This is a genomic window from Paenibacillus sp. 1011MAR3C5 (genome assembly GCF_003591485.1).
GTDB lineage: Bacteria > Bacillota > Bacilli > Paenibacillales > Paenibacillaceae > Pristimantibacillus.
The window spans coordinates 451,009-475,285 of record NZ_QZCF01000003.1 but is presented as its reverse complement, the minus strand read 5'-3'; the positions used below and the strand labels follow the sequence as shown (position 1 = coordinate 475,285).

Sequence of the window (24,277 nt, the reverse complement as noted above, 5' to 3'; positions counted from 1 at the left end):
GAGTTACAAATTAGTAACACCATTCGAGCCATGTAGACAAAAAAGGAAGGCAATCCCAATAAAAAGACGCCCAGGTTCTGTCGAACGGAGGGCGCCTTATTGTATGGATGGATCTGTCTTCCATTAACGATAAAAATGCAGGTTACACTTGATGCTAGACAAGCGCCTTCGCTGCGATATCCGTGCGGTTCTGCTTGCCCTCGAACTGGATGACGCTAACCGCCTCATACGCTCTTGTGCGGGCTTCCGCAATATCGCGTCCGCGTCCGACGATGCCAAGCACACGACCGCCGCTAGTGACGAGATTGCCGTCCTTCATAGCCGTGCCGGCATGGAACACAAGCGCTCCCTGTGCTTCTGCTCCCGCAATGCCCGTAATGACGCGGCCCTTCGGATAAGAGGCCGGGTAGCCTTCGGATGCAGCCACGACGCATACCGCCGCCTCGTCGCTCCACTGGATGTCCAGATCAGCCAATCGGCCGTTCATCGCTGCGAGCACGATGTCAACGAGATCGGTCTTCAGCCTTGGCAATACAACCTGAGTCTCCGGATCACCCATGCGCGCATTGAACTCAATCGTCTTCGGACCGTCCTTCGTAATCATCAAGCCAGCGAACAATACGCCGCGGAACGGACGTCCCTCGCTCACCATCGCTTTGGCCGTCGGATGAATGATGTTGACGATTGCATCATCAATAATGCTCTGCTCGATATGAGGCAGCGGCGTGTATGTACCCATACCGCCTGTATTCGGGCCTTTGTCGCCGTCGAAGATCGGCTTATGGTCTTGCGCCGGCACCATCGGCTTCACCGTCTCACCGTCCACGAACGCCAGAATGGACATCTCCTGTCCTTCCAGGAATTCTTCGATGACGATCTGGTTGCCCGCATCGCCGAACACCTTGTCCACCATCGCCTCGCGAAGCGCCTTCTCCGCTTCCTCCAGCGTCGCTGCGACCGTTACCCCTTTGCCAGCCGCAAGTCCGTCCGCTTTGATTACAATCGGCGTCGATTGCTCTTTCAAATAAGCCAGAGCCGATTCATAATCCGTGAACGTCTCGTATTTGGCCGTTGGGATATTGTATTTTTTGAGCAGGTTTTTCATAAAGATTTTGCTGCCTTCAATCTCAGCTGCCGCCTTGTTCGGGCCAAAAGCCGGAATGCCAGCCGCTTCAAAAGCGTCTACGATGCCGTCTGCCAGCGGATCATCCGGACCTACGAATACGAGATTAATGGACGCATCCTTTGCAAATTGGGTCAGCTCATCGAATTGTGACACAGCCAGCGGCACGCATTCCGCAATTTGTGCAATGCCGGCATTGCCAGGCGCGCAGTATAGCTCCTTCACCTTTTCGCTTTTCTTCAGTGCCCAGCAGATCGCATGCTCGCGTCCGCCGCCGCCAATAACCAAAATACGCATGTTCGCAAACCTCCCAAGAGTTTAAACGGAAATTTGGAAAAACGAGCGCTGTCCATGGAGCTACAGCGCTCGTTTTCCTTTCACGATCGTTCCTTTGCTTGCTTCTATTTGATGCCGTTGCCGCTTATTAGTGTTTGAAGTGCCTAACGCTAGTGAACACCATAGCGATGTTATTCGCGTTAGCCGCTGCGATGGACTCCTCATCCTTAATGGAGCCGCCCGGCTGGATGATCGCCGTAATGCCCGCTTTCGCCGCCAGCTCAACCGTATCTCCCATCGGGAAGAACGCATCGGATGCCAGTGCGGATCCAACAGCTTTCTCGCCAGCCTGCTCGATTGCAATGCGCGCCGCGCCTACACGGTTCATTTGGCCCGCGCCTACGCCAACCGTCATATCGTCCTTCGCCAGCAGGATCGCATTGGACTTCACATGCTTAACGACTTTCCAACCGAATAGCAGCTGCTTCATTTCTTCTTCTGTCGGCTTGCGGTTCGTAACGACTTTCAGATCGGCTTCTGTCAGGCTATGCACGTCGCTCTCCTGTACGAGCATGCCGCCGTCCACCGAGGTTACGAGCCATTCCGGCTTGCGCTCAGCCGCTGCCTTCAGCTCGCCTAGCTTCATCAGGCGGATGTTCTTCTTCTTCGTCAAAATCTCCAGCGCTTCCGGCGTGAAGTCCGGCGCGATAATGATCTCCAGGAAGATGCTGCCCAGCAGCTCGGCCGTATCTGCGCCGATCATGCGGTTCGCAGCTACAATACCGCCGAAGATGGACGTCGGGTCCGCTTCGTAAGCCTTTTGGTAGGCTTCATGGATTGTGGCTCCGATGCCTACGCCGCAAGGATTCATATGCTTAACCGCTACTACAGCCGGCTCGTCGAATTCCTTCAGAATCGCTAGCGCTGCGTTGGCGTCATTGATATTGTTGTAAGACAATTCCTTGCCGTGGAGCTGCTCCGCTGTCGTCACGTTGCCGGTAGCGGCAAGCGGCTTGCGGTAGAAGGCAGCTTTCTGATGCGGATTTTCCCCGTAACGAAGCTCCTGCACCTTCTCGTACGTGACCGTATACGACTCTGGCAGCGGCTCGCCCGTCTGCTTCGACAGGTAGTCGGAGATCAGCGCATCGTAAGAAGCGGTGTGGCGGAATACTTTTGCCGCGAGGCGCTTGCGCGTCTCCAGCGTCGTATCGCCTTGCGTCTTCACTTCTTCCAGCACGGAAGCATAGTCGGAAGCATCCACAACAACCGTTACGAACGCGTGGTTTTTCGCAGCGGAGCGAAGCATTGTCGGACCGCCGATATCGATATTCTCAATGGCGTCCTCATAGGTCACATCCGGTTTAGCGATGGTTTCTTTGAACGGATACAGATTAACGATAACAAGGTCGATGTAATCCAGACCAAGCTCCTTCATCGCCTTCTGATGCTCCTCGTCGTCACGCACAGCCAGCAGTCCGCTGTGGACAGCCGGATGAAGCGTCTTGACGCGTCCGTCGAGAATTTCCGGGAAGCCCGTCACATCAGAAATGCCGATGACCGGTACGCCTTCCTTTTGCAACAGGTTGAACGTGCCCCCTGTCGAAATAATTTGAACGCCTTGGTTCGCAAGTTCTCTGGAAAACTCTACAATGCCCGTTTTGTCGGAAACGCTAATTAACGCTCTGCGAATAGCCACGCCAATGTCCTCCTCTTATTTGATCAATTGGAAATTGAGATGTCCTTATCTTTCAAAGATACTTTGGGTTCTTATAGCCACTTTGTTCTATTGATTAGCTCCTCGTTGAAGCCTTGCATCCAGTATTCATGCCGTGCTAGACCCGCATGCTTGCTATTGGCTCTTGCCAACGGCAACCCTGCGACCCTCGATCGTTATGGCGCCTTGCGCGATCAGCTTGATGGCTTCAGGGTATAGTTCCCGCTCCGCCTGCTGAATGCGGACGGTTAGCGAAGCCTCGTCATCCTCTTCCGTAACCTCAACAGCCGTCTGCGCAATGATCGGACCGCTATCGAGACCGCCATCGACATAATGAACGGTGACGCCCGTTACCTTCACGCCATGCTCCAGTGCTTGTCCAATGGCATTAATGCCTGGGAACGATGGCAAGAGCGACGGGTGAATATTAATCATGCGTCCCATGAAGGGCTCGACCAGCGTAGGAGTCAGGATGCGCATATAGCCGGCCAGGACGACCAGGTCCACCTGGCGGGCCCGCAGCTCCTCCAGGATCTCGCTCTCGTAAGCCTCGCGCGACGGGTAATCCTTGGGTTTGAATACAAAGGCGTCCACTCCCGCTTGCGACGCCCGCTCGATGACGGGAGCAGACGGCTTGTCACAAACAAGAAGCTCGATTGTGACATCGAGCTTCCCCTCCCGCACCGCATCGGCAATCGTCTGGAAGTTCGTCCCCTGTCCCGACGCGAATATCGCGATGCGAAGCGCCGCCATTAGACGTCAGCTCCCTGGAACGTTACGATCCGGCTGCCTTCCGTTACCGTACCGATGCGATACGCTTTTTCGCCAAGCTCGGCAGCAGCGCTAAGCGCTTGCTCCGCTTGGTCCTCCGGAACGACAATGACCAGGCCAATGCCCATATTGAATGTTGTGAACATATCGCGGTTGCTAATGCTGCCTTTGTCCTGCATTAAGCCGAAGATTGGCAGAATTGGCCACGAACCATAGTTTATCTCTACATTGACGCCTTCAGGAAGAACACGCGGAATGTTCTCAATGAAGCCTCCGCCTGTAATGTGAGCCATGCCTTTGACGTTGACTTTCTCAATCAGCGCCAAAGCTTGCTTCACGTAGATGCGCGTTGGCTCAAGCAGCACGTCGCCAAGCTTCGCTCCATCAAGCTCATCCAGCTGCTGCTGGAGCGAATAGCCCGCTTCTTCCAGCAGCAGACGGCGAACAAGCGAGAAGCCGTTGCTGTGAATGCCGCTGGAGGCGAAGCCCAGAACAACGTCGCCCGGCTTGATCGTCGAACCGTCGATCATTTTTTTCTTGTCGACGATCCCTACGGTGAACCCAGCGATATCATATTCGTCTTCGGAATACATGCCCGGCATTTCCGCCGTCTCTCCGCCGATTAGCGCGCAACCGGATTGCACGCAGCCTTCGGAGATGCCCTTGACGATCGCTTCGATCTTCTCCGGCACGACTTTGCCGCATGCCAGATAGTCGAGGAAGAAGAGCGGCTCTGCGCCTTGCACGATAATATCGTTGACGCACATCGCGACCGCATCGATGCCGATCGTATCATGCTTATCCATCGCAAAAGCCAGCTTCAGCTTTGTGCCGACGCCATCCGTACCCGATACGAGCACCGGCTCATCATACTTGTCCTTGTCCAGGCCGAACAGGCCGCCAAAGCCGCCCAGCTCTGCCATGACTTCAGGGCGATACGTTCTCTTCACATGCTTCTTCATCCGTTCGACGGCTTCGTTGCCTGCCGCAATGTCAACACCGGCCTTTTTGTACGCTTCTGACAAATGGGTCCACTCCTTTAGTATATAGTCCAACCGTTCCATCTTATGGTCGAGCGCTCTAAGCCGAGTTTTTCGGCTTAGAAGCCGCTTTTGCGCGCGGGCGAGTGCTGTAAGCCGAGTTTCTCGGCTTAGAGGCCGCTTTTGCGCACGAGTAAGCGCTGTAAGCCGAGTTTCTCGGCTTGGAGCTCACTTGTGCGTGCGGATGAGTGCTGTAAGCCGAGTTTCTCGGCTTAGAGGCCGCTCACTCTGCCAATTAACAGCTGCAGCTTTTATCCGATTCTTCGTTCACCGGCGTAGGGTAGTCGTTATCGAAGCAAGCGAGGCACATGCCGCGATTGTACGCGCCTTCGTTGCCGCCGACGGAATCGACGAATCCTTCATCGCTGAGGAATGCCAACGAATCGGCATTAATCTCTTGACGTATCTCTTCAATCGTGCGGTACGAAGCGATTAATTCCTTGCGGTCTGGCGTATCGATGCCATAATAGCAAGGGTTTTTGAACGGAGGCGACGTAATGCGCACATGCACTTCAGTCGCGCCCGCTTCACGGAGCAGGTTTACGATGCGGCGGGACGTCGTGCCGCGCACGATGGAATCGTCGATCATGACGACGCGTTTGCCTTCCACGACCTTGCGGACAGCGGACAGCTTCATCTTAACGCCCTTCTCGCGCAGCTCCTGGGACGGCTGAATGAACGTACGTCCCGTATATTTGTTTTTGATCAGTCCAAGCTCATAGGGAATGCCAGTCTGCTCGGCATAGCCGATCGCAGCAGAGATGCTGGAATCCGGCACGCCGGTTACGATATCCGCGTCCATGAAGGACTCGATGGCAAGCTGCTGACCCATCCGTTTCCGGGCGGAGTGGATATTGATGCCGTTAATATCGCTGTCCGGGCGGGCAAAATAAATATATTCCATCGCGCAAGTCGCGCGGCGCTCAATCGTTGCATAGCGTTCAATTTGAAGACCGCTGTCATCCAAAATCAACAGCTCGCCAGGTTGAACGTCACGCACATACTCCGCACCGATCGTCTCGAATGCGCAGGTTTCAGAAGAGAACACATAGCTTTCTCCAAGACGTCCCATCGCAAGCGGACGCAAGCCATGGGGGTCAGAAGCAACCAGCAGCTTGTCATTCGTCATGATGAGGAATGCGAATCCTCCGACGATACGCTGCAGCGCTTCCTTCGCCGCTGTCACAAAATCCTTGGATGACCGGGCGATCAAATGCGCGATCACTTCCGTATCGCTGGAAGTTTGGAAGATCGAACCGCTCATCTCCAGCTCGCGGCGAATTTCCGGCGCATTGACGATATTGCCGTTCGTCGCAACAGCCAGGTCGCCATCGCGATAGCGGAAGATAAGCGGCTGGGCATTGCCCAGCTGGCTCTCACCCGAGGTGGAATAGCGGACATGTCCAATGGAGCGGTCGCCGGACAGCAGGTCCAGCCGGTCCTTCGTGAATACTTCCTTCACCAGTCCCATGTCGCGGAAATAATTGAACTTGCCGCCGTCCTTCGAATCTGCGGTGCAGATGCCTGCGCTCTCCTCGCCCCGATGCTGCAGAGCGTGAAGTCCATAATAAGACAAACCTGCCGCGTCAGGATGTCCGAATACGCCGAACACCCCGCACTCCTCACGCAGCTTATCAAATATGTCGTCACGGCCGATGCCCTCGTTATAATGATCGCCTGTCCATAGCAATGGAGCAGACTTTACTTCATCAGACATGGAATCGCATCCTTCCAGACCTTCTCCAGTTGTTGTACCGGCGCGTTGATGCCGGCTTTGCCATTGACGTTAACGGTCAAGCTGCTGCCTGATACGGTTCCGATTGTCGCATGCGCCACGCCTTGCTCCGACAGCCAAGCTGTCAAAGCGTCCGCTTGATCCGGCTTAGCTGACAGCAGAATGCGGGATTGCGATTCGCTGAATAGCAGATGGTCAGGACGCAAATCGCTTGTCAGCGATACACTCGCTCCGATACCGCCGCTGATACAAGACTCAGCCAGCGCGACAGCGATGCCGCCCTCGGACAAGTCATGTGCAGAAGCGACCAGACCCTTTTGGATAGCGCCAAGAACTGCACCTTGTACGTTTTTCTCGACAGCCAGATCAATCACTGGCGGTCTGCCGGAAGCTGCGCCATTGAGCACGTATTGCAGCTCGCTGCCGCCGAACTCCGCCTTTGTTTCGCCGACCAGGATGATTACATCGCCTTCGGCCTTGAATTTTTGCGTCGTAATATGGTCATGATCATGCACAAGGCCTACCATGCCGATAACCGGCGTCGGGTAGATTGCGCCTTTCGCATTTTCGTTATACAAGCTGACATTGCCGCCGATAACCGGCGTATCCAGCACCACGCAAGCCTCGGACATGCCGTCAGCGGATTTCTCCAGCTGCCAGAATACTTCCGGCTTCTCCGGGCTGCCGAAGTTCAGGTTGTCTGTAACCGCGAGCGGCTCTGCGCCGGAGCAAACGATATTGCGCGCCGCTTCCGCAACGGCAATACGTCCGCCCATCTCCGGATCAAGATATACGTAACGTCCGTTGCAGTCCGTTGTCATTGCCAGCGCCTTGCGCGTGCCGTCAATCGTTACGACAGCTGCGTCGGAGCCTGGCTGAACAGCCGTTGCCGTACGAACCATGTAATCATATTGGTTGTAAACCCACTCTTTGCTCGCTACCGTCGGGGAAGCCAATACTTTCTCAAGAGCGCCGTTCAGATCTGTAATTTCCGCAAAATCAGCCGTATCGACCGATGCGCTTTCGCGGAAGTAAGCAGGCTCTGCAGATGGCTTGTTATATACCGGGCACTCGTCAACAAGCGCTTTGACCGGCATGTCTGCCACTTCTTCGCCTTGATGGAATAAACGAAGACGTCCGTCATCCGTCACTTTGCCTACTTTGGCACAGATGATGCCCCAACGATCAAAGATTTCCTTCGCTTGCTCTTCATGCTGCGGTTCGACAACGAACAGCATTCTCTCTTGCGATTCGGATAGCATCATCTCGTAAGGCGTCATGCCAGTCTCGCGTTGCGGCACTTCGTCCAGATATAGCTCTAGGCCGTTGCCCGCTTTCGAAGCCATCTCCGCACTGGAGCAAGTGAGGCCAGCCGCGCCCATGTCCTGGATGCCAAGCACGATGCCGGAATTGATCAGCTCAAGCGTTGCTTCCATAACCAGCTTCTCCATGAATGGATCGCCGACTTGAACGGCTGTACGCTTCTCTTCGGACTCTTCAGACAACTCGACCGATGCGAATGTCGCGCCATGAATGCCGTCACGGCCCGTAGCCGGTCCGACGTAGAATACAGGGTTGCCTACGCCTTTTGCCACGCCGCGCTGGATTTTGTCATGATCGATCAAGCCTACGCACATCGCGTTAACGAGCGGATTGCCCTCGTAACTCTCGTCGAACATCACCTCACCCGCAACCGTCGGGATGCCGATACAGTTGCCGTAGCCTGCGATGCCGCTGACTACATTTTCGAACAGGTATTTCACGCGGTCATTGTTCAGGTTGCCAAAGCGCAAGCTGTTCAACAATGCGACTGGACGTGCGCCCATGGAGAAGATATCGCGAATGATACCACCAACGCCAGTAGCAGCGCCTTGGTATGGCTCAACCGCAGATGGATGGTTATGCGACTCGATTTTGAATACGACCGCTTGGTTGTCGCCGATGTCGACGATACCCGCGCCTTCGCCAGGCCCCATCAGGACGCGAGGTCCGGTGATTGGGAATTTTTTCAGGATCGGCTTGGAGTTCTTGTAGGAGCAGTGCTCCGACCACATGACGCTGAATACGCCAATCTCCGTGTAGTTCGGCTTGCGGCCCAAAAATCCGCAAATCAGTTCATATTCATGGTCTGTCACGCCGAATTGCGTGTAAATGCGTTGATCCGCGATTTGTTCCGCTGTCGGCTCCTTAGCCGTTAACTGCTGCGCCATGTTGTTCCCTCCATGCATTCAAAATCGATGTAAACATCCGTTTGCCGTCTTCCGAGCCGAGCAGTTGGTCCACTGCACGCTCTGGATGCGGCATCATGCCGACTACGTTGCCTGCTTTGTTGCTGATGCCTGCGATGTTGTCGACGGAGCCATTCGGGTTCGTGTCGCCTGCGTAGCGGAAAATAATCTGGTTGTTCGCTTTCAGCTCAGTGAGTGTCTCGTCGTCGCAGAAGTAGTTGCCTTCGCCGTGAGCGATAGGAATATCGATAATCTCGCCTTGCGAGAATTGGTTCGTAAATGGATTGGTGTTGTTCACCACTTCAAGAGACGTGCCATGGCAACGGAATTTCAAGCCCGTGTTGCGGATCAGGGCGCCAGGCAGCAAGCCCGCTTCGGTCAGAATTTGGAATCCGTTGCAGATGCCAAGAATGAACTTGCCTTGCTCGGCTGCTTTCTTCACTTCGTTCATGACGTTCGCAAAGCGCGCGATCGCGCCGCAACGAAGGTAGTCGCCATAGGAGAAACCGCCTGGCACTAGAATCGCATCATAGGCAGACAAGTCAGTTGCAGTATGCCACACATAATCGACCGGTTGGCCGACCGTGGACTCTACCGCCTTGTAGCAATCAATGTCACAGTTGGAGCCTGGAAATACGAGTACGGCAAACTTCATGTCTTATCCCTCCAGTTCAAAGCGGTAATCTTCTACAACCGTGTTCGCCAGCAGCTTCTCGCACATTTCTTTCAATTGCGCCTCCGCTACAGCACGGTCGTTCGTGTCCAACTCAACCTCGAGATACTTGCCGATGCGTACTTTGCCTACTTCTGCAAAGCCCATGGAATGAAGCGCGCCTTGTACAGCTGTTCCTTGCGGGTCCAAAACGTTTTCCTTGATCGTGACGTAGACGGTTGCCTTCATAATTGCCTCCTGAATATGGTTGAATTTTGGGTAAGTATTCATATGGGTTGCGAACAATTGCGGACGATCGCAGCTTGATGCGTTGCTTTGCTCGTCGGTGGTATTTTAGTCGGTTGGACCGACTTAAAAGCTAGATAGTGCGGCTCGTGGACCGGTTAAGTCGGTTGGAGCGGCTTATTGGAGCAATTGAGCTAGTTCGGTATGGATTAAGTCGGTTGGACCGACTTATTTAGCCGCCGGGGCTCGTTCTGAGTCCATTAAGTCGGTTATATCGACCTAATTGACCGTTGGCGGTGCATCTGGAGCCTTTAAGTCGGTTTGGCCGACTTAATTGAACCAAAAGTAACTGAACTACCACCTGCAAGCCGTGTTTCTCGGCTTAGAGCGCCTCTCGCGCGGCTAGCGAGGCCTGCAAGCCGTGTTTCTCGGCTTAGAGCGTCTCCCGCGCGGCTGGCGAGGCCTGCAAGCCGCGTTTCTCGGCTTAGAGTGCCTCCCGCGCGGCTAGCGAGGCCTGCAAGCCGTGTTTCTCGGCTTAGAGCGCCTCTCGCGCGGCTAGCGAGGCCTGCAAGCCGTGTTTCTCGGCTTAGAGCGCCTCCCGCGCGGCTAGCGAGGCCTGTAAGCCGTGTTTCTCGGCTTAGAGCGCCCCCCGCGCGGCTAGCGAGACCTGCAAGCCGTGTTTCTCGGCTTAGAGCGCCTCTCGCGCGGCAAACGCAACCTGCAAGCCGTGTTTCTCGGCTTACAGCTCCTCCCGCTGCGGTCGCTACTTCAGCTCGCTGCCGGTCAGGCGGCGGTAGATTTCGCGGTAGCGGGCTGCCGTCGCAATAACGACCGTAGCCGGCAGCGGGTCAGGCATGCTGTTGCGGTCCCAATCGGAGCCGAGCAGGTACGTGCGGACCGGCTCCTTGTCCATGCTGTCGATCTCCACGTCGAACGCGTAGTTCCCCTCGGACCAGAAGCGCGAGGAGTCCGGCGTGAAGATCTCGTCAATCAGAATTACTTTGCCATCGATAAGTCCGAATTCGAATTTGCAATCCGCGAGAATGATGCCGCGTTCCTTGCAATACTCATGCGCGAAGCGGTACAGCTCCAGGCTACGGTCGCGAAGCTCTGCAGCCAGCTCGGCTCCGACAAGCTCGCTCATACGCTCGAACGAGATGTCCTCGTCATGGCCGACGTCGTTTTTGGCAGCCGGAGTGAAAATCGGCTCCGGGAAACGTTCGTTTTTGCGCAGGCCTTCCGGCAGCTCGATGCCATTGATCGCGGATGTCGCCTCATACTGTCTCCAGCCGCCCCCCGTAATGTAGCCGCGCACGACACATTCGATATCAATGCGCTCAGCTTTACGCGTCACCATAATCCGGTTCTTCAGCAGCTCCGGCTCGGTAATGACGTCTCCTAGCAGCGCTACATCCGTATGCACGACATGATTCGGCTGCATCTCCTTCGTGACGTCGAACCAGAAAGCGGACAGGCGGTTAAGCACATTGCCCTTATCCGGCACCGCCGGCTCCAGCACATAATCGAATGCCGAGATGCGGTCCGTTACCACGATCAGGAAGTGCTCTCCCAAATCGTACAGCTCGCGTACCTTGCCTTTGTAGACAAGCGGAGCTTTCACATAATCCACAGCGGTGGACAAAGCTTGCGATTGAACAGCCATGAACGCCAACTCCCCCTTAGTTCAAGCCCAAACGTGCGAATATCGTATCGACATGCTTCAGATGCCATGCCGGGTTAAAGCAATCGTCAATCTCTTCGGCGCTAAGCACCGATGTAATCTCAGTCGTTTCTTCTATAATGGAGCGGAACTGGCGCTGCTCCTCCCAAGCCTGCATCGCACGCGGCTGAACTGTGTCGTATGCCTGCTCGCGGCTGAAGCCTTTGTCGATCAGCTTCGTCAGTACGCGGCCGGAGAATGGAACGCCATACGTCGCGCTCATGTTGCGCTTCATATTTTCCGGGAATACGGTCAAATTATTAATAATGTTGCCCAGACGGTTCAGCATGTAGTTCAGCAGCATCGTGGAGTCCGGCAGAATGACGCGCTCCGCCGACGAATGGCTGATGTCGCGCTCATGCCACAGCGGCACGTTCTCGTATGCAGTCAACATATGGCCGCGGATAACGCGGGACAGACCGGACATATTCTCGGCGCCGATCGGGTTGCGCTTGTGCGGCATAGCCGACGATCCTTTTTGACCCTTCGCGAACGGCTCTTCCACCTCGCGGAATTCGCTCTTCTGCAAAGCGCGAATTTCAGTAGCGAACTTGTCGAGCGATGTTGCGATCAGAGCAATCGTCGCCATGTATTCTGCGTGGCGATCGCGCTGCAGCGTCTGTGTGGAAATCGGCGCAGCCGTAATGCCCAGCTTCTGGCATACGAATTGCTCTACGAACGGATCAATGTTGGCATAAGTGCCGACAGCGCCGGACATTTTGCCGAACTGTACGCCATTCGCAGCATGCTTGAAGCGCTCCAGGTTCCGTTTCATTTCTTCATACCATAGCGCCATCTTCAGACCAAAAGTCGTCGGCTCGGCATGAACGCCATGCGTACGTCCCATCATTGGGGTATCTTTATATTGAATAGCCTTCTCGCGAAGAATCGAGATGAAGCGTTCAATGTCCTTCAGCAAAATTTCGTTAGCCTGGAGAAGCAAGTAGCCCGTGGCCGTGTCGACGACATCGGTCGATGTCAGACCGTAGTGAACCCATTTGCGCTCCGGACCCACTGTCTCCGATACGGCACGTGTGAACGCGATCACATCGTGGCGCGTCTCCTGCTCGATCTCATAGATGCGGTCAATCTCGAAGCTTGCGGATTTGCGCAGCGCTTCTACATCTTCCTTCGGAATAATGCCCAGCTCCGACCATGCTTCACACGCGCATAGCTCCACTTCCAGCCAAGCCTTGAATTTGTTCTCCTCGGTCCAGATGGCTCTCATTTCCGGTCTGCTGTAACGATCTAACATGAACCCTCACACCTTCCAAATCTTAGTTTCGTTTATCCAATCAAGCGCCGCTTCCGTCGTCGGGGCCAGCACATTGACATGCCCCATTTTCCGTTTGTAGACAGCGTCTTTTTTTCCATACAAATGCATCTTCGGCGCGACATCCAGCCGCTCTGCCGCTTCATCCTTCACAGCCAGCCTCTCAAGCAGAGGCTCGACATGCTGGCCCAGCACGTTCACCATCACAACCGGAGTCAGAAGCCCTGTATCGCCAAGCGGGAGGCCGCATACCGCGCGGATATGCTGCTCGAACTGCGACGTGCGGCAAGCTTCCATCGTATAATGGCCGCTGTTATGCGGGCGCGGCGCAAGCTCGTTCACATAGAGCTCGCCGTCACGCGTCACGAACATCTCCACTGCGATCAGGCCCACGACGCCAAGTCCTTCTGCCAGACGGACCGCAAGCCGCTCCGCTTCGCAAAGCACGCTATCCGCCAGTCGCGCCGGTACAATCGACAGATGCAGAATATTTTCCACATGAATATTTTCCGCAGGCGGGAAAGCTTTTATTTCGCCATTCGAGCTGCGCGCCGCGATAACCGATATTTCCATCGCAAAATCGATGAATTGCTCTAGTACCAGCTGCGTGCCCGCCCTCGACAACGTCTCGAACGCTTCATCCGTCTCCGACAGATCGCGAATGACCCATTGGCCTTTCCCGTCATAGCCGCCGGTCGCCGTCTTCAGCACGCATGGCGTTCCGAAGCGCTCAACCGCTTCGCGAAGCTCCTGGCTGCTTCGAATCTCGCTGTACGGAGCTACGCGTACGCCTGCCGCTTCGATGGCGCGCTTCTCGCGCAGACGATGCTGCGTTGTATACAGCAGCTCGCTGCCTTGCGGCACATATGACTCCGACATCAGCATAGCCGCTACATCTGCGTCTACATTCTCGAACTCATAGGTGATAACGTCTGAGCGAGCCGCCAGTTCGCGAGCTGCATCGCGATCGTCATACGCGGCTACGATCTGGTCGGCAACTTGTCCCATGGGGGAGTCTGGCGTCGGATCGAGCGCTACGAACCGGTAGCCCATCGCGCTGCCCGCATTCGCCAGCATGCGTCCCAGTTGTCCGCCGCCAAGAATGCCGACGGTCGCACCGGGTAGAATTGCTTTTGCCTTATCCGTACCTTCAGTCATAACGTCTCACTGCTTTCCAGTACTTCCGCCTTGATCCGATCCCGGCGAGCCTGGACGCGGGCTTGAATGTCCGGGTCGAATGCGCCCAGCATCTGAGCCGCCAGCAAGCCGGCGTTCGTGCCTCCCGCATTGCCGATCGCTACCGTCGCAACCGGAATGCCGCCCGGCATTTGAACAATCGATAGCAAGGAATCCAGGCCGTTCAAATTCGAAGACTTAACGGGAACGCCAATAACCGGCAAAGTCGTTTTGGATGCGACCATGCCGGGCAAGTGTGCGGCGCCCCCCGCTCCCGCGATAATGACTTTAAGTCCGCGTTCTGCGGCAGTTTCCGCGTATTCGAACATAAGATCCGGTGTACGATGTGCCGATACGACCTTTTTCTCATACGGAATATGGAGTTCCTCCAGAACGTCGCAGGCTAACTTCATTGTGTCCCAATCCGACTTGCTGCCCATGATGACGCCCACCTTAGCAGACATGTGCTCAAACCCACTTTCTTTATCCAGATTGTTGTTTTATAAGCAAATAAAAAAGACCCGCAGCAATCTTCAAATACGATATGCCAAGGACCTCTCGAGGAAGCAATCCGCTAGTGGAAGGCTTCTAATGAATGTTGCTGCATAAGCGTGTGCGTAACCGCTAGAGACAATTAAAGCTGCTCTTGATAGAGCAACCCTTCATCCGCTTGCGGACCGTCACGCAATGGCTGAGTCCGAGTCCATGCCCCCGAAATCCGGGTACACAGACGGCCGACGCCACTGCTTTTCATACAGCTTATTCAAACTCGTAGTCCAGAAATTATGGGTTCCGGGTAGAGACATTCGGGCCTACCCCGAATATATACGAGAATGCGATTGAAATGGGCGGCATGTTCCGCCTCAAACCTATTCTAGTTTATCCAATCGCCACTAGCATGTCAACAAAATACGAACATTAAATGAGCTGTAATTGTAAAAGTTCGTTTTTTAGTCGTATTGAAGCCAAGATAACTGTCATCCGTTGCCAATAACCGCATAAGCTTGCCTAAATCGGCTCTTTTCCATCTTATAAGACTACAAGCCTTTAACGCTGAATATAGATGAAGATAGAGAGTACATATTGGGAGGGTATCGCATGCAAATCCATACGGTCAAAAAAGGAGATTCGCTGTGGGAGCTGTCACAAAAGTATGGCGTACCGCTGGAGCATATTTATTCCGCCAACAGCTTTACGGCGCAAAGTCCGCTTGTGATCGGCCAGGCCGTTATCATTCCGACCCCTAGTGACGGACTGACGCATAAAGTGCTGGTCGGCGAATCATTGTGGAAGATCGGACAGCGATACGGCGTATCGATTCAGCAGCTCGTAGAAGCCAATCGGCTGGCGAATCCAGCCCTGATTATGCCCGGGCAGATGCTGACGATTCCGAAAGCGGCCAAACCCGTCATTGAAGTAAACGCTTATACAGAGAAGCTTGGCGCGAACGGCATTGAGATTGTGGACCAGATCGGCGATTACCTGACGTTTCTCAGTCCGTTCAGCTACCGCGTTCAGATGAACGGCTCGCTGACTCCGCTTGATGATTCGGCGATTATCAACGCCGCTTATCGTAAGCGGGTTGCTCCAATGATGGTCATTACTAATTTCGAAAGCGGCACCTTCAGTCCGGACATCGCCCACTCCGTCCTTGCCGATCAAGACAACCAGTCGGCTCTGATCGCTAACATCATGAATGTAATGAGAGAGAAGGGGTATCTGGCCCTTAATGTTGATTTCGAATATGTGCCTCCCGCGGACCGGGAGCTGTATAACGCATTTTTGGAGCGACTGGTGGAAACCCTTCACCCCTACAATCTGCAAGTCTCCACCGCGCTCGCACCCAAATTATCGGCGGAACAAACCGGAACCTTATATGAAGCGCATGATTATGCCGCACATGGACGAATTGTAGACTTCGTCATTCTTATGACCTATGAATGGGGATGGTCGGGAGGCCCGCCAAGAGCGGTCGCCCCGCTTAATGAGGTAGTCAAGGTGCTGAACTTCGCTCTTTCCGTCATTCCTTCGGAGAAGATCGTTATGGGCATGCCTTTGTACGGCTATGACTGGACGCTTCCCTTTGTGCAAGGAGGCCGATGGGCTCCAACGGTCAGTCCCTACGAGGCCGTCAATCGGGCGGCCAAATATGGCGCTACCATTCGTTATGACGAGGAGTCTCAATCCCCTTACTATCATTATTATGACGAGGAAGGCAAGGAGCATGTCGTCTGGTACGAGGATGCCCGCAGCGTGCAAGCCAAGTTCGATATCGTCAAAGCCTACAAGCTGCGCGGCGTGAGCTACTGGGTGCTTGGCGTTTCGTTCCCGCAGAACTGGTTCGTCCTTGGCGAGAATTTCACCATCAAGAAGCTGGTTTAAACGGGCAATGCCTTCAAGACATGGACACCTGTCCAAGAATCCTTATCTGCAAATCCAACTATACAGGGTATGAAGCGATATCATGCAGCAAGTCAATGCCTGCTTGTAGGTTATCCCATCAATTGCCCATCCATTACATCTTCACTCGTGTCATCTAAAAAAGGGCCACGGCGTTGTCAGCCGTCGGCCCTTCTATGCTGTCAGATTCGCGTTACAGTATAGCCCTTCTGCTCTAGCAGAGTAACCAGTCCATGCTCGCCTGCCATATGAAGCGCGCCAACTACGACAAAATAAGTTTCGGATTTGCCGTCGCGAAGGAATGCGTCGATCTTCTCAGCCATCAGCACGTTGCGGTCCTGCAGCATGGCTTTATAGTATTCTTCATCGGCCTTCTGCGTTTGTACAGCCATTTCGGCAAGCATATCGAGATCGCCGTTGATCCACATATCGGACAAGTCCTTCACTGGTTCTTCTTCCATATAGAAGCTTGCAATTGAGCCGTACAACATCTCTTCCTGGATACGATCCGAGAAGTTATTCAACATGTTCAGCTGCGATTCAGAGGATTCCAATCCAATGATCGGAAGCTTCGACTCCTCCGCCAGATTCATGAAGTATTCGTCGATGCCTAGCTCTGCCTTGTATTCACTCTCATCACGTCCGAGTTCATCAAGGACCAAGGAAGCGAACCACGGCTTATACTGATCGAGTGAATATGATTCATATCCAAGCTCGGTCAACAGTTCTCTAACGTATTGATGCGTCTCTTCGGATATATGATTTTGCAGAGTTGTGCCATCTTTATACGTATTAATGCTGCTGATAAAATCCTCCATATCGCCTTCCGACGTAAAGTCAATCTCCAGGGCCAGATGGTCCGCTTCCATGAATGCATCCATAATTTCGTCCCGTAGCGGATACATTGCTTCATTCGCCACATGGATGGAGCCGAGCATATAGACGGCATTCCCGTCCTTCTCAACCTTCCACATGAAGCCGCGGCTTTCCTGAATCGTATCGATGGAGATTGTACGTTCCGTATCATTCCAGTCGATTTCGTAGCCAGTCGCTTCAACAATGAAGCGAAGCGGCACATAAGTAGCCTTGTTTTGGATCTTAGGCGCTACCGTTAGTTGCTGGGGCTGGCTGTTGACGTACGCCGTTGTATGATCAATTTGAAGGCTGATAATCGCTTCATTTCTAGGATTAGTGCTTGTCGCCGTTACGACACGGCTCTCTTCATTCCAATCAATCTTGAAGCTTAGCTTTTCCAGAAGCATTCTGACTGGAACTAGCGTGGTGCCTTTCTCAACAATCGGCGCATTGGAGCCGAACTGCACTTGCTCGCCGTCCACCCAGATCGATAGCGGTTTCGAAGCGGCTTGTGCGCCCGTCGCAAAGCTGAGCGCCATGACGAGGGCAATGAGGAGACTCAATAACTTTTTCATTTGATGCCTACCTTCTCTTTAGGATAATGGTCTTGTTCAAACAGCAACAATCCACCATTAACAATACGTGGGAACTTGAATTTAAGATAGCTATAGTTTTATATAGTTCTCATCACAAAAAAAGAGGCTTGCACACGGCAGGCCTCTTCATCTCAATCCTTATAGCTTGCAGGAAATCACCCTTGCATCCAGATGGTCTTATCCGAAATTGGCGTGCGCTTCGGTTCAGGTGCGGTCATATCAGGATAGCCAAGATAAATGAACGCCACGAGTTCTTCATCCTCGCGAAGACTGAATACTTCCTTCATGCGCGGATCGAACATCGGCGCTCCTGAGCGCCAGATGGCGCCAAGGCCGTAAGCATGAGCGGCCAGCAGCAAGTTTTGCACAGCGACCTGCGCTGCCGCAAGCTCTTCCTCGCGCACAGCTCGCGGATCGTCTGCAGGCGAGCAGACCGCCGCAATGACGACAGGCGCACGGTACGCTTTTAATCGCTCCTTGCGCAGCCGCTCCTCCAGCTCCTCGCCTTCAAGCCCAGGCGCATTCGCTGCACCGATTCTGGCATATCCTTCGCCTAACGTCGAACGTCCTTCACCCGTCATCACGACGAAGCGCCATGGCTGCGTATTATGATGGCTCGGCGCCCACGACGCCGCTTCCAATAGCGCCTCTATCACTTCACGCTCGACGGCATCCGGCTTTAACCGGCCGATAGAACGGCGCTCGCGGATCGCGTCCAGCACGCCTACTGTATTCGCCTTCCCATGAAGCTGCGCCAAATCAGTTGTAGTCATCCCCATCTCTCCCTTTTTAGAGGTTGTTCAAAAAGTCCACTTTTGATCACGAAGCAGATCAGGAAGCCTACTCGACATCGAATATGGCATTCAGCCGGAACTTCCGGTGCTCACGTAGCTTCCACTACGCTCCGCTCCTCATTTCCTAGCTTCACCCCATCTTCTCGGTGCTGAAAACCGGACTTTTTGAACACTCCTTTTTAATCAAATAACGAACGATACTGACCGTAGCCTTCTTCCTCCAGCTTCTCCTTGGGTACGAACCGCAAGGAAGCGGAATTGATGCAATAGCGAAGTCCTGTCGGCTGAGGCCCGTCTTCAAACACATGACCCAGGTGGGAGTCGCCCTCCTGGCTTCGGACCTCTACCCTGACCATGAAGTGACTGGAATCCATATGCTCGGTCACAGCCGACTTCTGAAGCGGCTTTGTGAAGCTGGGCCAGCCGCAACCCGCGTCATACTTGTCCTTGGAGCTGAATAGAGGCTCGCCTGACACGATGTCGACATAGATGCCCTCTTCCGTATGATCCCAATACTCGCCGGTGAACGGACGCTCAGTACCGCTGTTTTGCGTCACCTCGTATTGAATCGGCGTCAGATTTTTCTTCAGCTCGCCAAGATCCTTCTTCATCTTCCAATGGCTTGTGATAAAGGAATCGCGGCCGGAGCCTTTGCGGTACATTTTATAGCGGTAAGGATTTTTCTTATGGTAGTCCTGATGATAATCTTCCGCAGGGTAAAAGTCACCGGCAGGCTCGATCTCCGTCACAATCGGCTTATCGAAACGGCCGCTGGCCTGGAGCGCTTCCTTCGACGCTTCTGCCTGCTGCCGCTGCTCTTCCGTATAATAGTAGATTCCCGGCCGGTAAGAGGAGCCCCGATCGTGGAATTGTCCTCCTGCATCTGTCGGATCGATCTGGCGCCAGAAGATGTCCAGCAGCCGCTCATATGAGAATAGGGAAGGATCATAGGCAATCTGCACAGCTTCCGTATGTCCCGTCGTGTCGGAGCATACTTCCTCGTAGGTTGGATTAACCGTATGTCCGCCCGTGTAGCCCGATACAACGGATAAAATGCCCGGCATTTCCTCGAACGGCGTAACCATGCACCAGAAGCAGCCTCCCGCGAACATGGCCAGCTCTTTATAATGTTGTCCCATGAGGATCATCCTTTCCAAATTGCGTTTCTTCTTGACTCTTTCATTATACATCACGCACACCTGTCCGACAAAAAAGCGAAAAGCATCTACCCAATAATTGTCTATATCCAAGTTGGCGGATAATGGCGACAAGCCGCTCTGACGTTTGTTACAATAGGATGACATTCGCAACTTATGCCGCTTTTTGTCGTTAGAAGTATAGGCGGACACACCGCAACTGGCGCATTCATCCGGCAGCGGCCGCGATTCACACAGGACATCCCTTTTCACGTTCGTTCATCCATCGCACGAGACCAGAATCAACAGACTAAAGAGGTGAATGAACACAATGAATGATTTGCAATTGGAGCATGCAACCACAGGCCGTAAGGAGACAAGCACGCGCAAGAAGAAAGGAAACGCGGCGTTCCTCCTATTCATCGGCATATGGATTCTATTGATCGGAGGCGGCCTTTTTGGCGCCAAGCTCTATACCGATAAGATGCAGCGCGATATAACCGCCGATATCCATCGGCAGACCTCCGCGCAAATCGCCGATATGCAGAAGGCGTACGACGGCCGCTTGGCCGAGCTGGAAACGACCTATGCTGGCGAGATCACGCTGCTCAAGGAAAAGATAGATGCACTTAACGAGTTGCTGACCTTCACCAAGGATAATGCCGACAGCAAGACGGACAACAGCAACAAGCTGTATACGCAGCTGAATGAAGTGAAGAAACAGTTGAACGAACTGAAAAAAAGCTTGGATGTCCTCAAATGAACCTAACCGTAAAAACATTGAACCGTACGGCGCTGCTGGCGCTGTCTCCCTTTATCGGCATTCTGTTATGGCTGCTCTTCTCTACGATAGCAATTGAGTTGTCGCAAGACGGCCTTTCCGAGCCGGACAGGGAGGAGCAGGCCTCAGACCGAGTGTACATGAAAGAAGCAGCAGCAGGCCTTGACCAGGCAAGAGACATTGCCGTACATACAAGCCAATCGATTAAGACGGAGATCGAGCTGTACAACAAAACCAATGCGGAAATGAATGCGATCGCGAAGACGGCAACCGCTCAGGCCAAGCGTCCTCTTCAAATCTATGACAGCAACATCACGGCCAAGCTCGGCAAGCCCGCAGCTACCATTAACTCTGACAAGCTGAGAGCCCAGCTCTTCTATCTGAAGAATGACAGCTTCCGAAGCTATGCAGTCAAGATCCAGCTGAAATCGGCCGATGCGATGAAAATGGTCATGGGCGGCTCCGAGCTTGGAAAATCTATGACCACACTGGAAGCGGTCAAGCAGCATAAAGCGGCTGTCGGCGTCAATGCCGGCGGCTTCGCAGACGGCGGCGGCAAGCGATACCCGCTGAGCACCACCATTGCGGATGGCGAATACGTATCCGGCTTCCAGGCTTCCTATTCCGATCTCTTCTTCGTCGGATTGAGTGACAAGAATAAGCTGATCGGAGGCAAGTTCACGAGCAAGGAACAATTGGATGCCAAAAAACCGAAGTTCGGCGCTTCCTTCGTACCCGTCCTTCTGAAAGGAGGCGTGCCGCAGCAGATTCCAGCCAAGTGGCAGACAAGCCCTAAGCGCGCGCCAAGGACGGTCATCGCCAATTATAAGGATGACCAGCTGCTGCTGCTCGTAACGGATGGCTACAATGAAGCCGGAAGCTCCGGTGCATCGCTTGCCGAATTGCAGACACTGCTGCGAGGCTACGGCACAATTGATGCCTACAACCTCGACGGCGGCGGCTCTTCCTCGCTAATTTTCAACGGCAAAGTCATTAACAAGCCGTCGGATGGCAGCCTGCGCAAGCTGCCGACGCATTTTTTATTCTTCAAATAAGGGCGGAACGCCTCGGCCCGGAGAGAATTCACATTCTCCCCGGCCAGGCACTCCGCCCTTATGTTTTATCATGCAGCTTCAAGCCGATGATCGTGCGCAGCTGATCCATGTCCAGCTCTGATTCCAGCTTTAACCGCTCTGCCTCCTTAGGAGTAACAGGATAAAACCGGATGCTGTCCCCCGGCTTCAGCTGGCCGAATACCGGAATATCAACCGAAGCGACTTGGCCAATGCGCGGATATCCTCCCGTCGTCTGCCGATCCGCAAGCAGCACGATCGGAGTCCCGTCCGGCGGCAGCTGAATCGTGCCATGGACGACAGGCTCGGATATGAGTTCCTGCATCTGCTCCCCCATCAGCAGCTTGCGGTCGCTTTGAAGACGGTATCCCATCCGGTCAGACGACGAACCGATTCGGAACACCTCATCAAATAGATGGCGCAAGCTTTTGGCAGACATCAGATGCTGATGCTCGCCCGGCATCAGCCGGACGGCATGTACATTTCTTGATGCAACAGCGAACCCGCCAGCATGCCAGAGCGGCCACTTCAGCTTGCCCGAGGGCGATACCTCCAGGTTATCAATCACCAAAGCTTGCCTCTCCTTCTGCCTGGCCTCAAGCCAATCCCCCGCGCGCAGCGTTCTGCCGTCCAGTCCTCCGATGCCCCCGCGCAAGTACGTACTGCGGCTGCCCATGCTCATACTCGCATCCAGCCCGCCCGCAATCGCCACATACGTACGACAGCCGGAGCCGTATTGGCGGAACGACAGGATTGTTCCCTCGGATACCCATACTGGCCGCCATAGCGGTACCGCTTCCCCCGCATCTGTCCGGGCTCCCATATCGCCGCCGCATATGGCGACCCACAGATCACGCTCCGCCCTTAGCACCGTACCGGTCAAGGTCAGCTCCAATACGGCTTCATGATCCCGATTGCCGACCAGCCAGTTCGCGACGCGCGCCGCAGGCTCATCCATTGCGCCGCTAATGACAACGCCATACTGCTGATAGCCGTACCTTCCAAGGTCTTGAACCGTCGCGAACAGCCCGGGCTTCAGTACCGTCAAGCTCATCTCCCGCCAGCCTCCTGTCCGCTATAGAGTCCATTCCTGTAAAGCTCTTCCCATTCCATGAATTGGCGCTCGCTGATCGCCTCGAATTTCACTTCATCGCCAGCCCTCAGCAAGCTCGGAATGGGCTGATCCGGCAGGAATAGAGGCAGCGGCGTTCTGCCGATCAACTGCCAGCCGCCGGGCGTTGCGAGCGGATAGACGCCCGTCTGCGCTCCCGCAATGCCAACGCTTCCGGCCGGTATCGCAATTCTTGGCGTCTTGCGCCGCGGCGCAGCGATACGCGAAGGCATGCCTCCCAGATAAGGAAAGCCTGGTGCGAATCCGATCATATACACGCTGTAGGCCCCACTTGTATGATGTGAGACAACCTCTTCCGCAGACATTCCGCAATACTCGGCAACCTCCTGCAAGTCGGGACCGTAATCGCCCCCGTAACAGACAGGTATCGTAACTACACGCGCCGGCAAGCTGCCGGAGAACTCATCCTGCAGGCTGGATATACGATGCTCCAGTCGTTCACACACTGTAGCATATACGGAAGCATGTCCTTGCTCCTCCAGCGATCGGCTGCGCCATACCGCAAGCGGGTCGTAATGTACGGCAATGGAGGCGAAAGCCGGTACACATTCGATCATCCCTTCGAATCGATGAGCCTCCAGAAGCTGCATCACAGCCATGATCCAGCGATGCGTCTCTTGATCAATCGTTGTTCCCTTACGAAGCAGTACGCTTGAGTCACCCAGCGGCGTGAACTGATACTGCGGACCTTGATTCATGAGCAACTCCCCCTTATCGCAGGATCTGGCGAGGCGACTGGACCTCAATGTTCGCTTGGCTAAGCGCTTTCCTTAATGCCAGCACATGCTTATACGCATCGGGCGTATCCCCATGCACGCATACCGTATCGGCTTGAAGGGCAAGCGGTGTGCCTTGCCTCGTTACCACTTCGCCACTCAAGATCAAATCGACCACTCGGGCGGCAGCCGCTTCCGAATCGTGAATGACGGCTCCCGGCAGTGACCGATGGGTCAAGGAGCCGTCCGCTTCGTAGGAACGATCCGCGAACACTTCACGGACACCAGCAAGTCCGATTTTCTCGGCTGCGCGAATGAGCGCGCTTCCTGCCAGTCCGTACAGCAGCGCGTTCCCATCCACCTTATAGACCGCTTCGGCAATCGCCTCCGCCAGCGAATCATCTTGAGCCGCCATATTATACAAAGCGCCATGAGGCTTCACATGCGCAAGGCTCGTTCCTTCCGACCGGGCAAAAGCTTGTACAGCTCCCATCTGGTAAACAATCATCTCATACGCTTCACGAGGCGATATCTCCATCCTTCTTCTCCCGAAGCCTGCCAGGTCAGGCAAGCCGGGATGCGCGCCAATCGCTACACCGCAGCTAATGGCAAGCTTGACTGTATCTCTGATCATTCCTGGATCTCCCGCATGGAAGCCGCATGCTATATTGGCCGATGAGATCTCCCTCATAATGATCTCATCCTGTCCCAATCGATAGGCGCCGAAGCTCTCGCCCATATCGCAATTCAAATCTACACGGTGCATGCTCTCCGCCACTCCCGTCCTGTCATTTCCCTTCATTATACCGCCGCAAGCCTCTCTCCGCATAAAAAAAAGAA

21 protein-coding genes and 1 riboswitch are annotated in these 24,277 nt (G+C 54.3%); of the genes, 3 read left to right on the top strand and 18 right to left on the bottom strand.

The window, feature by feature from the left end; translation table 11 throughout:
- Nucleotides 1-154: 154 nt before the first annotated feature.
- The 12 genes from purD to purE form a co-directional block, all read right to left on the bottom strand.
- On the bottom strand, nt 155-1,420 hold the full coding sequence (purD, locus tag D3P07_RS11915; RefSeq protein WP_119800443.1) for a phosphoribosylamine--glycine ligase: 1,266 nt from the start codon (nt 1,418-1,420) through the stop codon (nt 155-157).
- A gap of 127 nt (nt 1,421-1,547) precedes the next feature.
- Nucleotides 1,548-3,095: a bifunctional phosphoribosylaminoimidazolecarboxamide formyltransferase/IMP cyclohydrolase gene (gene purH / locus D3P07_RS11910; protein ID WP_119800442.1), complete on the bottom strand. Its 1,548-nt coding sequence runs from the start codon at nt 3,093-3,095 to the stop codon at nt 1,548-1,550.
- A gap of 153 nt (nt 3,096-3,248) precedes the next feature.
- Nucleotides 3,249-3,866: a phosphoribosylglycinamide formyltransferase gene (gene purN, locus D3P07_RS11905; protein WP_119800441.1), complete on the bottom strand. Its 618-nt coding sequence runs from the start codon at nt 3,864-3,866 to the stop codon at nt 3,249-3,251.
- Nucleotides 3,866-4,909, bottom strand: coding sequence for a phosphoribosylformylglycinamidine cyclo-ligase (purM, locus tag D3P07_RS11900; protein WP_119800440.1), 1,044 nt, complete (start codon nt 4,907-4,909; stop codon nt 3,866-3,868). Before purM ends, purN begins: the two co-directional genes overlap by 1 nt.
- Nucleotides 4,910-5,159: 250 nt before the next feature.
- Nucleotides 5,160-6,641 carry an amidophosphoribosyltransferase gene (gene purF, locus D3P07_RS11895; protein WP_119800439.1) on the bottom strand — a complete coding sequence of 494 codons (1,482 nt, stop codon included), beginning with the start codon at nt 6,639-6,641 and terminating at the stop codon, nt 5,160-5,162.
- Nucleotides 6,626-8,869, bottom strand: coding sequence for a phosphoribosylformylglycinamidine synthase subunit PurL (gene purL, locus D3P07_RS11890; RefSeq protein ID WP_119800438.1), 2,244 nt, complete (start codon nt 8,867-8,869; stop codon nt 6,626-6,628). Before purL ends, purF begins: the two co-directional genes overlap by 16 nt.
- Entirely contained in the window at nt 8,847-9,542 is a 696-nt protein-coding gene (gene purQ, locus D3P07_RS11885; protein ID WP_119800437.1) for a phosphoribosylformylglycinamidine synthase subunit PurQ, read from the bottom strand. Before purQ ends, purL begins: the two co-directional genes overlap by 23 nt.
- A 3-nt stretch (nt 9,543-9,545) precedes the next feature.
- The gene (purS, locus tag D3P07_RS11880; RefSeq protein ID WP_182914311.1) at nt 9,546-9,791 is read right to left on the bottom strand and encodes a phosphoribosylformylglycinamidine synthase subunit PurS; all 246 of its coding nucleotides are present in this window, start codon (nt 9,789-9,791) and stop codon (nt 9,546-9,548) included.
- Between the two features lie 757 nt (nt 9,792-10,548).
- Nucleotides 10,549-11,448: a phosphoribosylaminoimidazolesuccinocarboxamide synthase gene (locus D3P07_RS11875; protein ID WP_119800435.1), complete on the bottom strand. Its 900-nt coding sequence runs from the start codon at nt 11,446-11,448 to the stop codon at nt 10,549-10,551.
- 16 nt (nt 11,449-11,464) lie between these two features.
- The gene (gene purB, locus D3P07_RS11870) at nt 11,465-12,760 is read right to left on the bottom strand and encodes an adenylosuccinate lyase (protein WP_119800434.1); all 1,296 of its coding nucleotides are present in this window, start codon (nt 12,758-12,760) and stop codon (nt 11,465-11,467) included.
- A 6-nt stretch (nt 12,761-12,766) separates the two neighbouring features.
- Nucleotides 12,767-13,936: a 5-(carboxyamino)imidazole ribonucleotide synthase gene (gene purK, locus D3P07_RS11865; protein WP_119800433.1), complete on the bottom strand. Its 1,170-nt coding sequence runs from the start codon at nt 13,934-13,936 to the stop codon at nt 12,767-12,769.
- Nucleotides 13,933-14,418: a 5-(carboxyamino)imidazole ribonucleotide mutase gene (gene purE, locus D3P07_RS11860; RefSeq protein WP_119800432.1), complete on the bottom strand. Its 486-nt coding sequence runs from the start codon at nt 14,416-14,418 to the stop codon at nt 13,933-13,935. Before purE ends, purK begins: the two co-directional genes overlap by 4 nt.
- Before the next feature lie 288 nt (nt 14,419-14,706).
- Nucleotides 14,707-14,805: riboswitch (purine riboswitch) on the bottom strand.
- Between the two features lie 247 nt (nt 14,806-15,052).
- Between purE and D3P07_RS11855 the strand changes: the two genes are divergently transcribed.
- Nucleotides 15,053-16,336 carry a glycoside hydrolase family 18 protein gene (locus D3P07_RS11855; RefSeq protein ID WP_119800431.1) on the top strand — a complete coding sequence of 428 codons (1,284 nt, stop codon included), beginning with the start codon at nt 15,053-15,055 and terminating at the stop codon, nt 16,334-16,336.
- A 200-nt stretch (nt 16,337-16,536) separates the two neighbouring features.
- On the opposite strand, the gene D3P07_RS11850 is transcribed toward D3P07_RS11855, so the two are convergent.
- The 3 genes from D3P07_RS11850 to msrA form a co-directional block, all read right to left on the bottom strand.
- Nucleotides 16,537-17,784, bottom strand: a complete 1,248-nt coding sequence (locus D3P07_RS11850) for a TraB/GumN family protein (protein WP_119800430.1) — start codon at nt 17,782-17,784, stop codon at nt 16,537-16,539.
- 176 nt (nt 17,785-17,960) lie between these two features.
- Nucleotides 17,961-18,578, bottom strand: a complete 618-nt coding sequence (locus D3P07_RS11845) for a nitroreductase family protein (RefSeq protein WP_119800429.1) — start codon at nt 18,576-18,578, stop codon at nt 17,961-17,963.
- A gap of 200 nt (nt 18,579-18,778) precedes the next feature.
- Nucleotides 18,779-19,738, bottom strand: coding sequence for a peptide-methionine (S)-S-oxide reductase MsrA (msrA, locus tag D3P07_RS11840; protein WP_119800428.1), 960 nt, complete (start codon nt 19,736-19,738; stop codon nt 18,779-18,781).
- A gap of 328 nt (nt 19,739-20,066) precedes the next feature.
- On the opposite strand from msrA, the gene D3P07_RS11835 reads away from it, so the two are divergent.
- Nucleotides 20,067-20,498, top strand: a complete 432-nt coding sequence (locus D3P07_RS11835; RefSeq protein WP_119800427.1) for a hypothetical protein — start codon at nt 20,067-20,069, stop codon at nt 20,496-20,498.
- Nucleotides 20,495-21,571: a phosphodiester glycosidase family protein gene (locus tag D3P07_RS11830; protein WP_119800426.1), complete on the top strand. Its 1,077-nt coding sequence runs from the start codon at nt 20,495-20,497 to the stop codon at nt 21,569-21,571. The genes D3P07_RS11835 and D3P07_RS11830 overlap by 4 nt, the downstream gene beginning before the upstream one ends.
- 58 nt (nt 21,572-21,629) lie before the next feature.
- Here the strand turns inward: D3P07_RS11830 and D3P07_RS11825 are convergent, their stop codons facing one another.
- Genes D3P07_RS11825 through D3P07_RS11815 form a run of 3 tightly spaced genes read right to left on the bottom strand, consistent with a single transcriptional unit; the run spans nt 21,630 to nt 24,203 of the window.
- Complete coding sequence (locus D3P07_RS11825; protein ID WP_119800425.1) at nt 21,630-22,643, bottom strand: 5-oxoprolinase subunit C family protein; 1,014 nt, start codon at nt 22,641-22,643, stop codon at nt 21,630-21,632.
- Complete coding sequence (gene pxpB, locus D3P07_RS11820; RefSeq protein WP_119800424.1) at nt 22,640-23,419, bottom strand: 5-oxoprolinase subunit PxpB; 780 nt, start codon at nt 23,417-23,419, stop codon at nt 22,640-22,642. The genes D3P07_RS11825 and pxpB overlap by 4 nt, the downstream gene beginning before the upstream one ends.
- Before the next feature lie 13 nt (nt 23,420-23,432).
- Complete coding sequence (locus D3P07_RS11815) at nt 23,433-24,203, bottom strand: LamB/YcsF family protein (RefSeq protein ID WP_119800804.1); 771 nt, start codon at nt 24,201-24,203, stop codon at nt 23,433-23,435.
- Between the last annotated feature and the right edge of the window lie 74 nt (nt 24,204-24,277).

Coding starts and splice junctions, on each gene's coding strand:
- purD (WP_119800443.1), bottom strand. CDS start 1,420: ATGCGTATTTTGGTTATTGGCGGCGGCGGACGCGAGCATGCGATCTGC.
- purN (WP_119800441.1), bottom strand. CDS start 3,866: ATGGCGGCGCTTCGCATCGCGATATTCGCGTCGGGACAGGGGACGAAC.
- purF (WP_119800439.1), bottom strand. CDS start 6,641: ATGTCTGATGAAGTAAAGTCTGCTCCATTGCTATGGACAGGCGATCAT.
- purL (WP_119800438.1), bottom strand. CDS start 8,869: ATGGCGCAGCAGTTAACGGCTAAGGAGCCGACAGCGGAACAAATCGCG.
- purQ (WP_119800437.1), bottom strand. CDS start 9,542: ATGAAGTTTGCCGTACTCGTATTTCCAGGCTCCAACTGTGACATTGAT.
- D3P07_RS11875 (WP_119800435.1), bottom strand. CDS start 11,448: ATGGCTGTTCAATCGCAAGCTTTGTCCACCGCTGTGGATTATGTGAAA.
- purB (WP_119800434.1), bottom strand. CDS start 12,760: ATGTTAGATCGTTACAGCAGACCGGAAATGAGAGCCATCTGGACCGAG.
- purK (WP_119800433.1), bottom strand. CDS start 13,936: ATGACTGAAGGTACGGATAAGGCAAAAGCAATTCTACCCGGTGCGACC.
- purE (WP_119800432.1), bottom strand. CDS start 14,418: ATGTCTGCTAAGGTGGGCGTCATCATGGGCAGCAAGTCGGATTGGGAC.
- D3P07_RS11855 (WP_119800431.1), top strand. CDS start 15,053: ATGCAAATCCATACGGTCAAAAAAGGAGATTCGCTGTGGGAGCTGTCA.
- D3P07_RS11850 (WP_119800430.1), bottom strand. CDS start 17,784: ATGAAAAAGTTATTGAGTCTCCTCATTGCCCTCGTCATGGCGCTCAGC.
- D3P07_RS11845 (WP_119800429.1), bottom strand. CDS start 18,578: ATGACTACAACTGATTTGGCGCAGCTTCATGGGAAGGCGAATACAGTA.
- msrA (WP_119800428.1), bottom strand. CDS start 19,738: ATGGGACAACATTATAAAGAGCTGGCCATGTTCGCGGGAGGCTGCTTC.
- D3P07_RS11835 (WP_119800427.1), top strand. CDS start 20,067: ATGAATGATTTGCAATTGGAGCATGCAACCACAGGCCGTAAGGAGACA.
- D3P07_RS11830 (WP_119800426.1), top strand. CDS start 20,495: ATGAACCTAACCGTAAAAACATTGAACCGTACGGCGCTGCTGGCGCTG.
- D3P07_RS11825 (WP_119800425.1), bottom strand. CDS start 22,643: ATGAGCTTGACGGTACTGAAGCCCGGGCTGTTCGCGACGGTTCAAGAC.
- pxpB (WP_119800424.1), bottom strand. CDS start 23,419: ATGAATCAAGGTCCGCAGTATCAGTTCACGCCGCTGGGTGACTCAAGC.
- D3P07_RS11815 (WP_119800804.1), bottom strand. CDS start 24,203: ATGCACCGTGTAGATTTGAATTGCGATATGGGCGAGAGCTTCGGCGCC.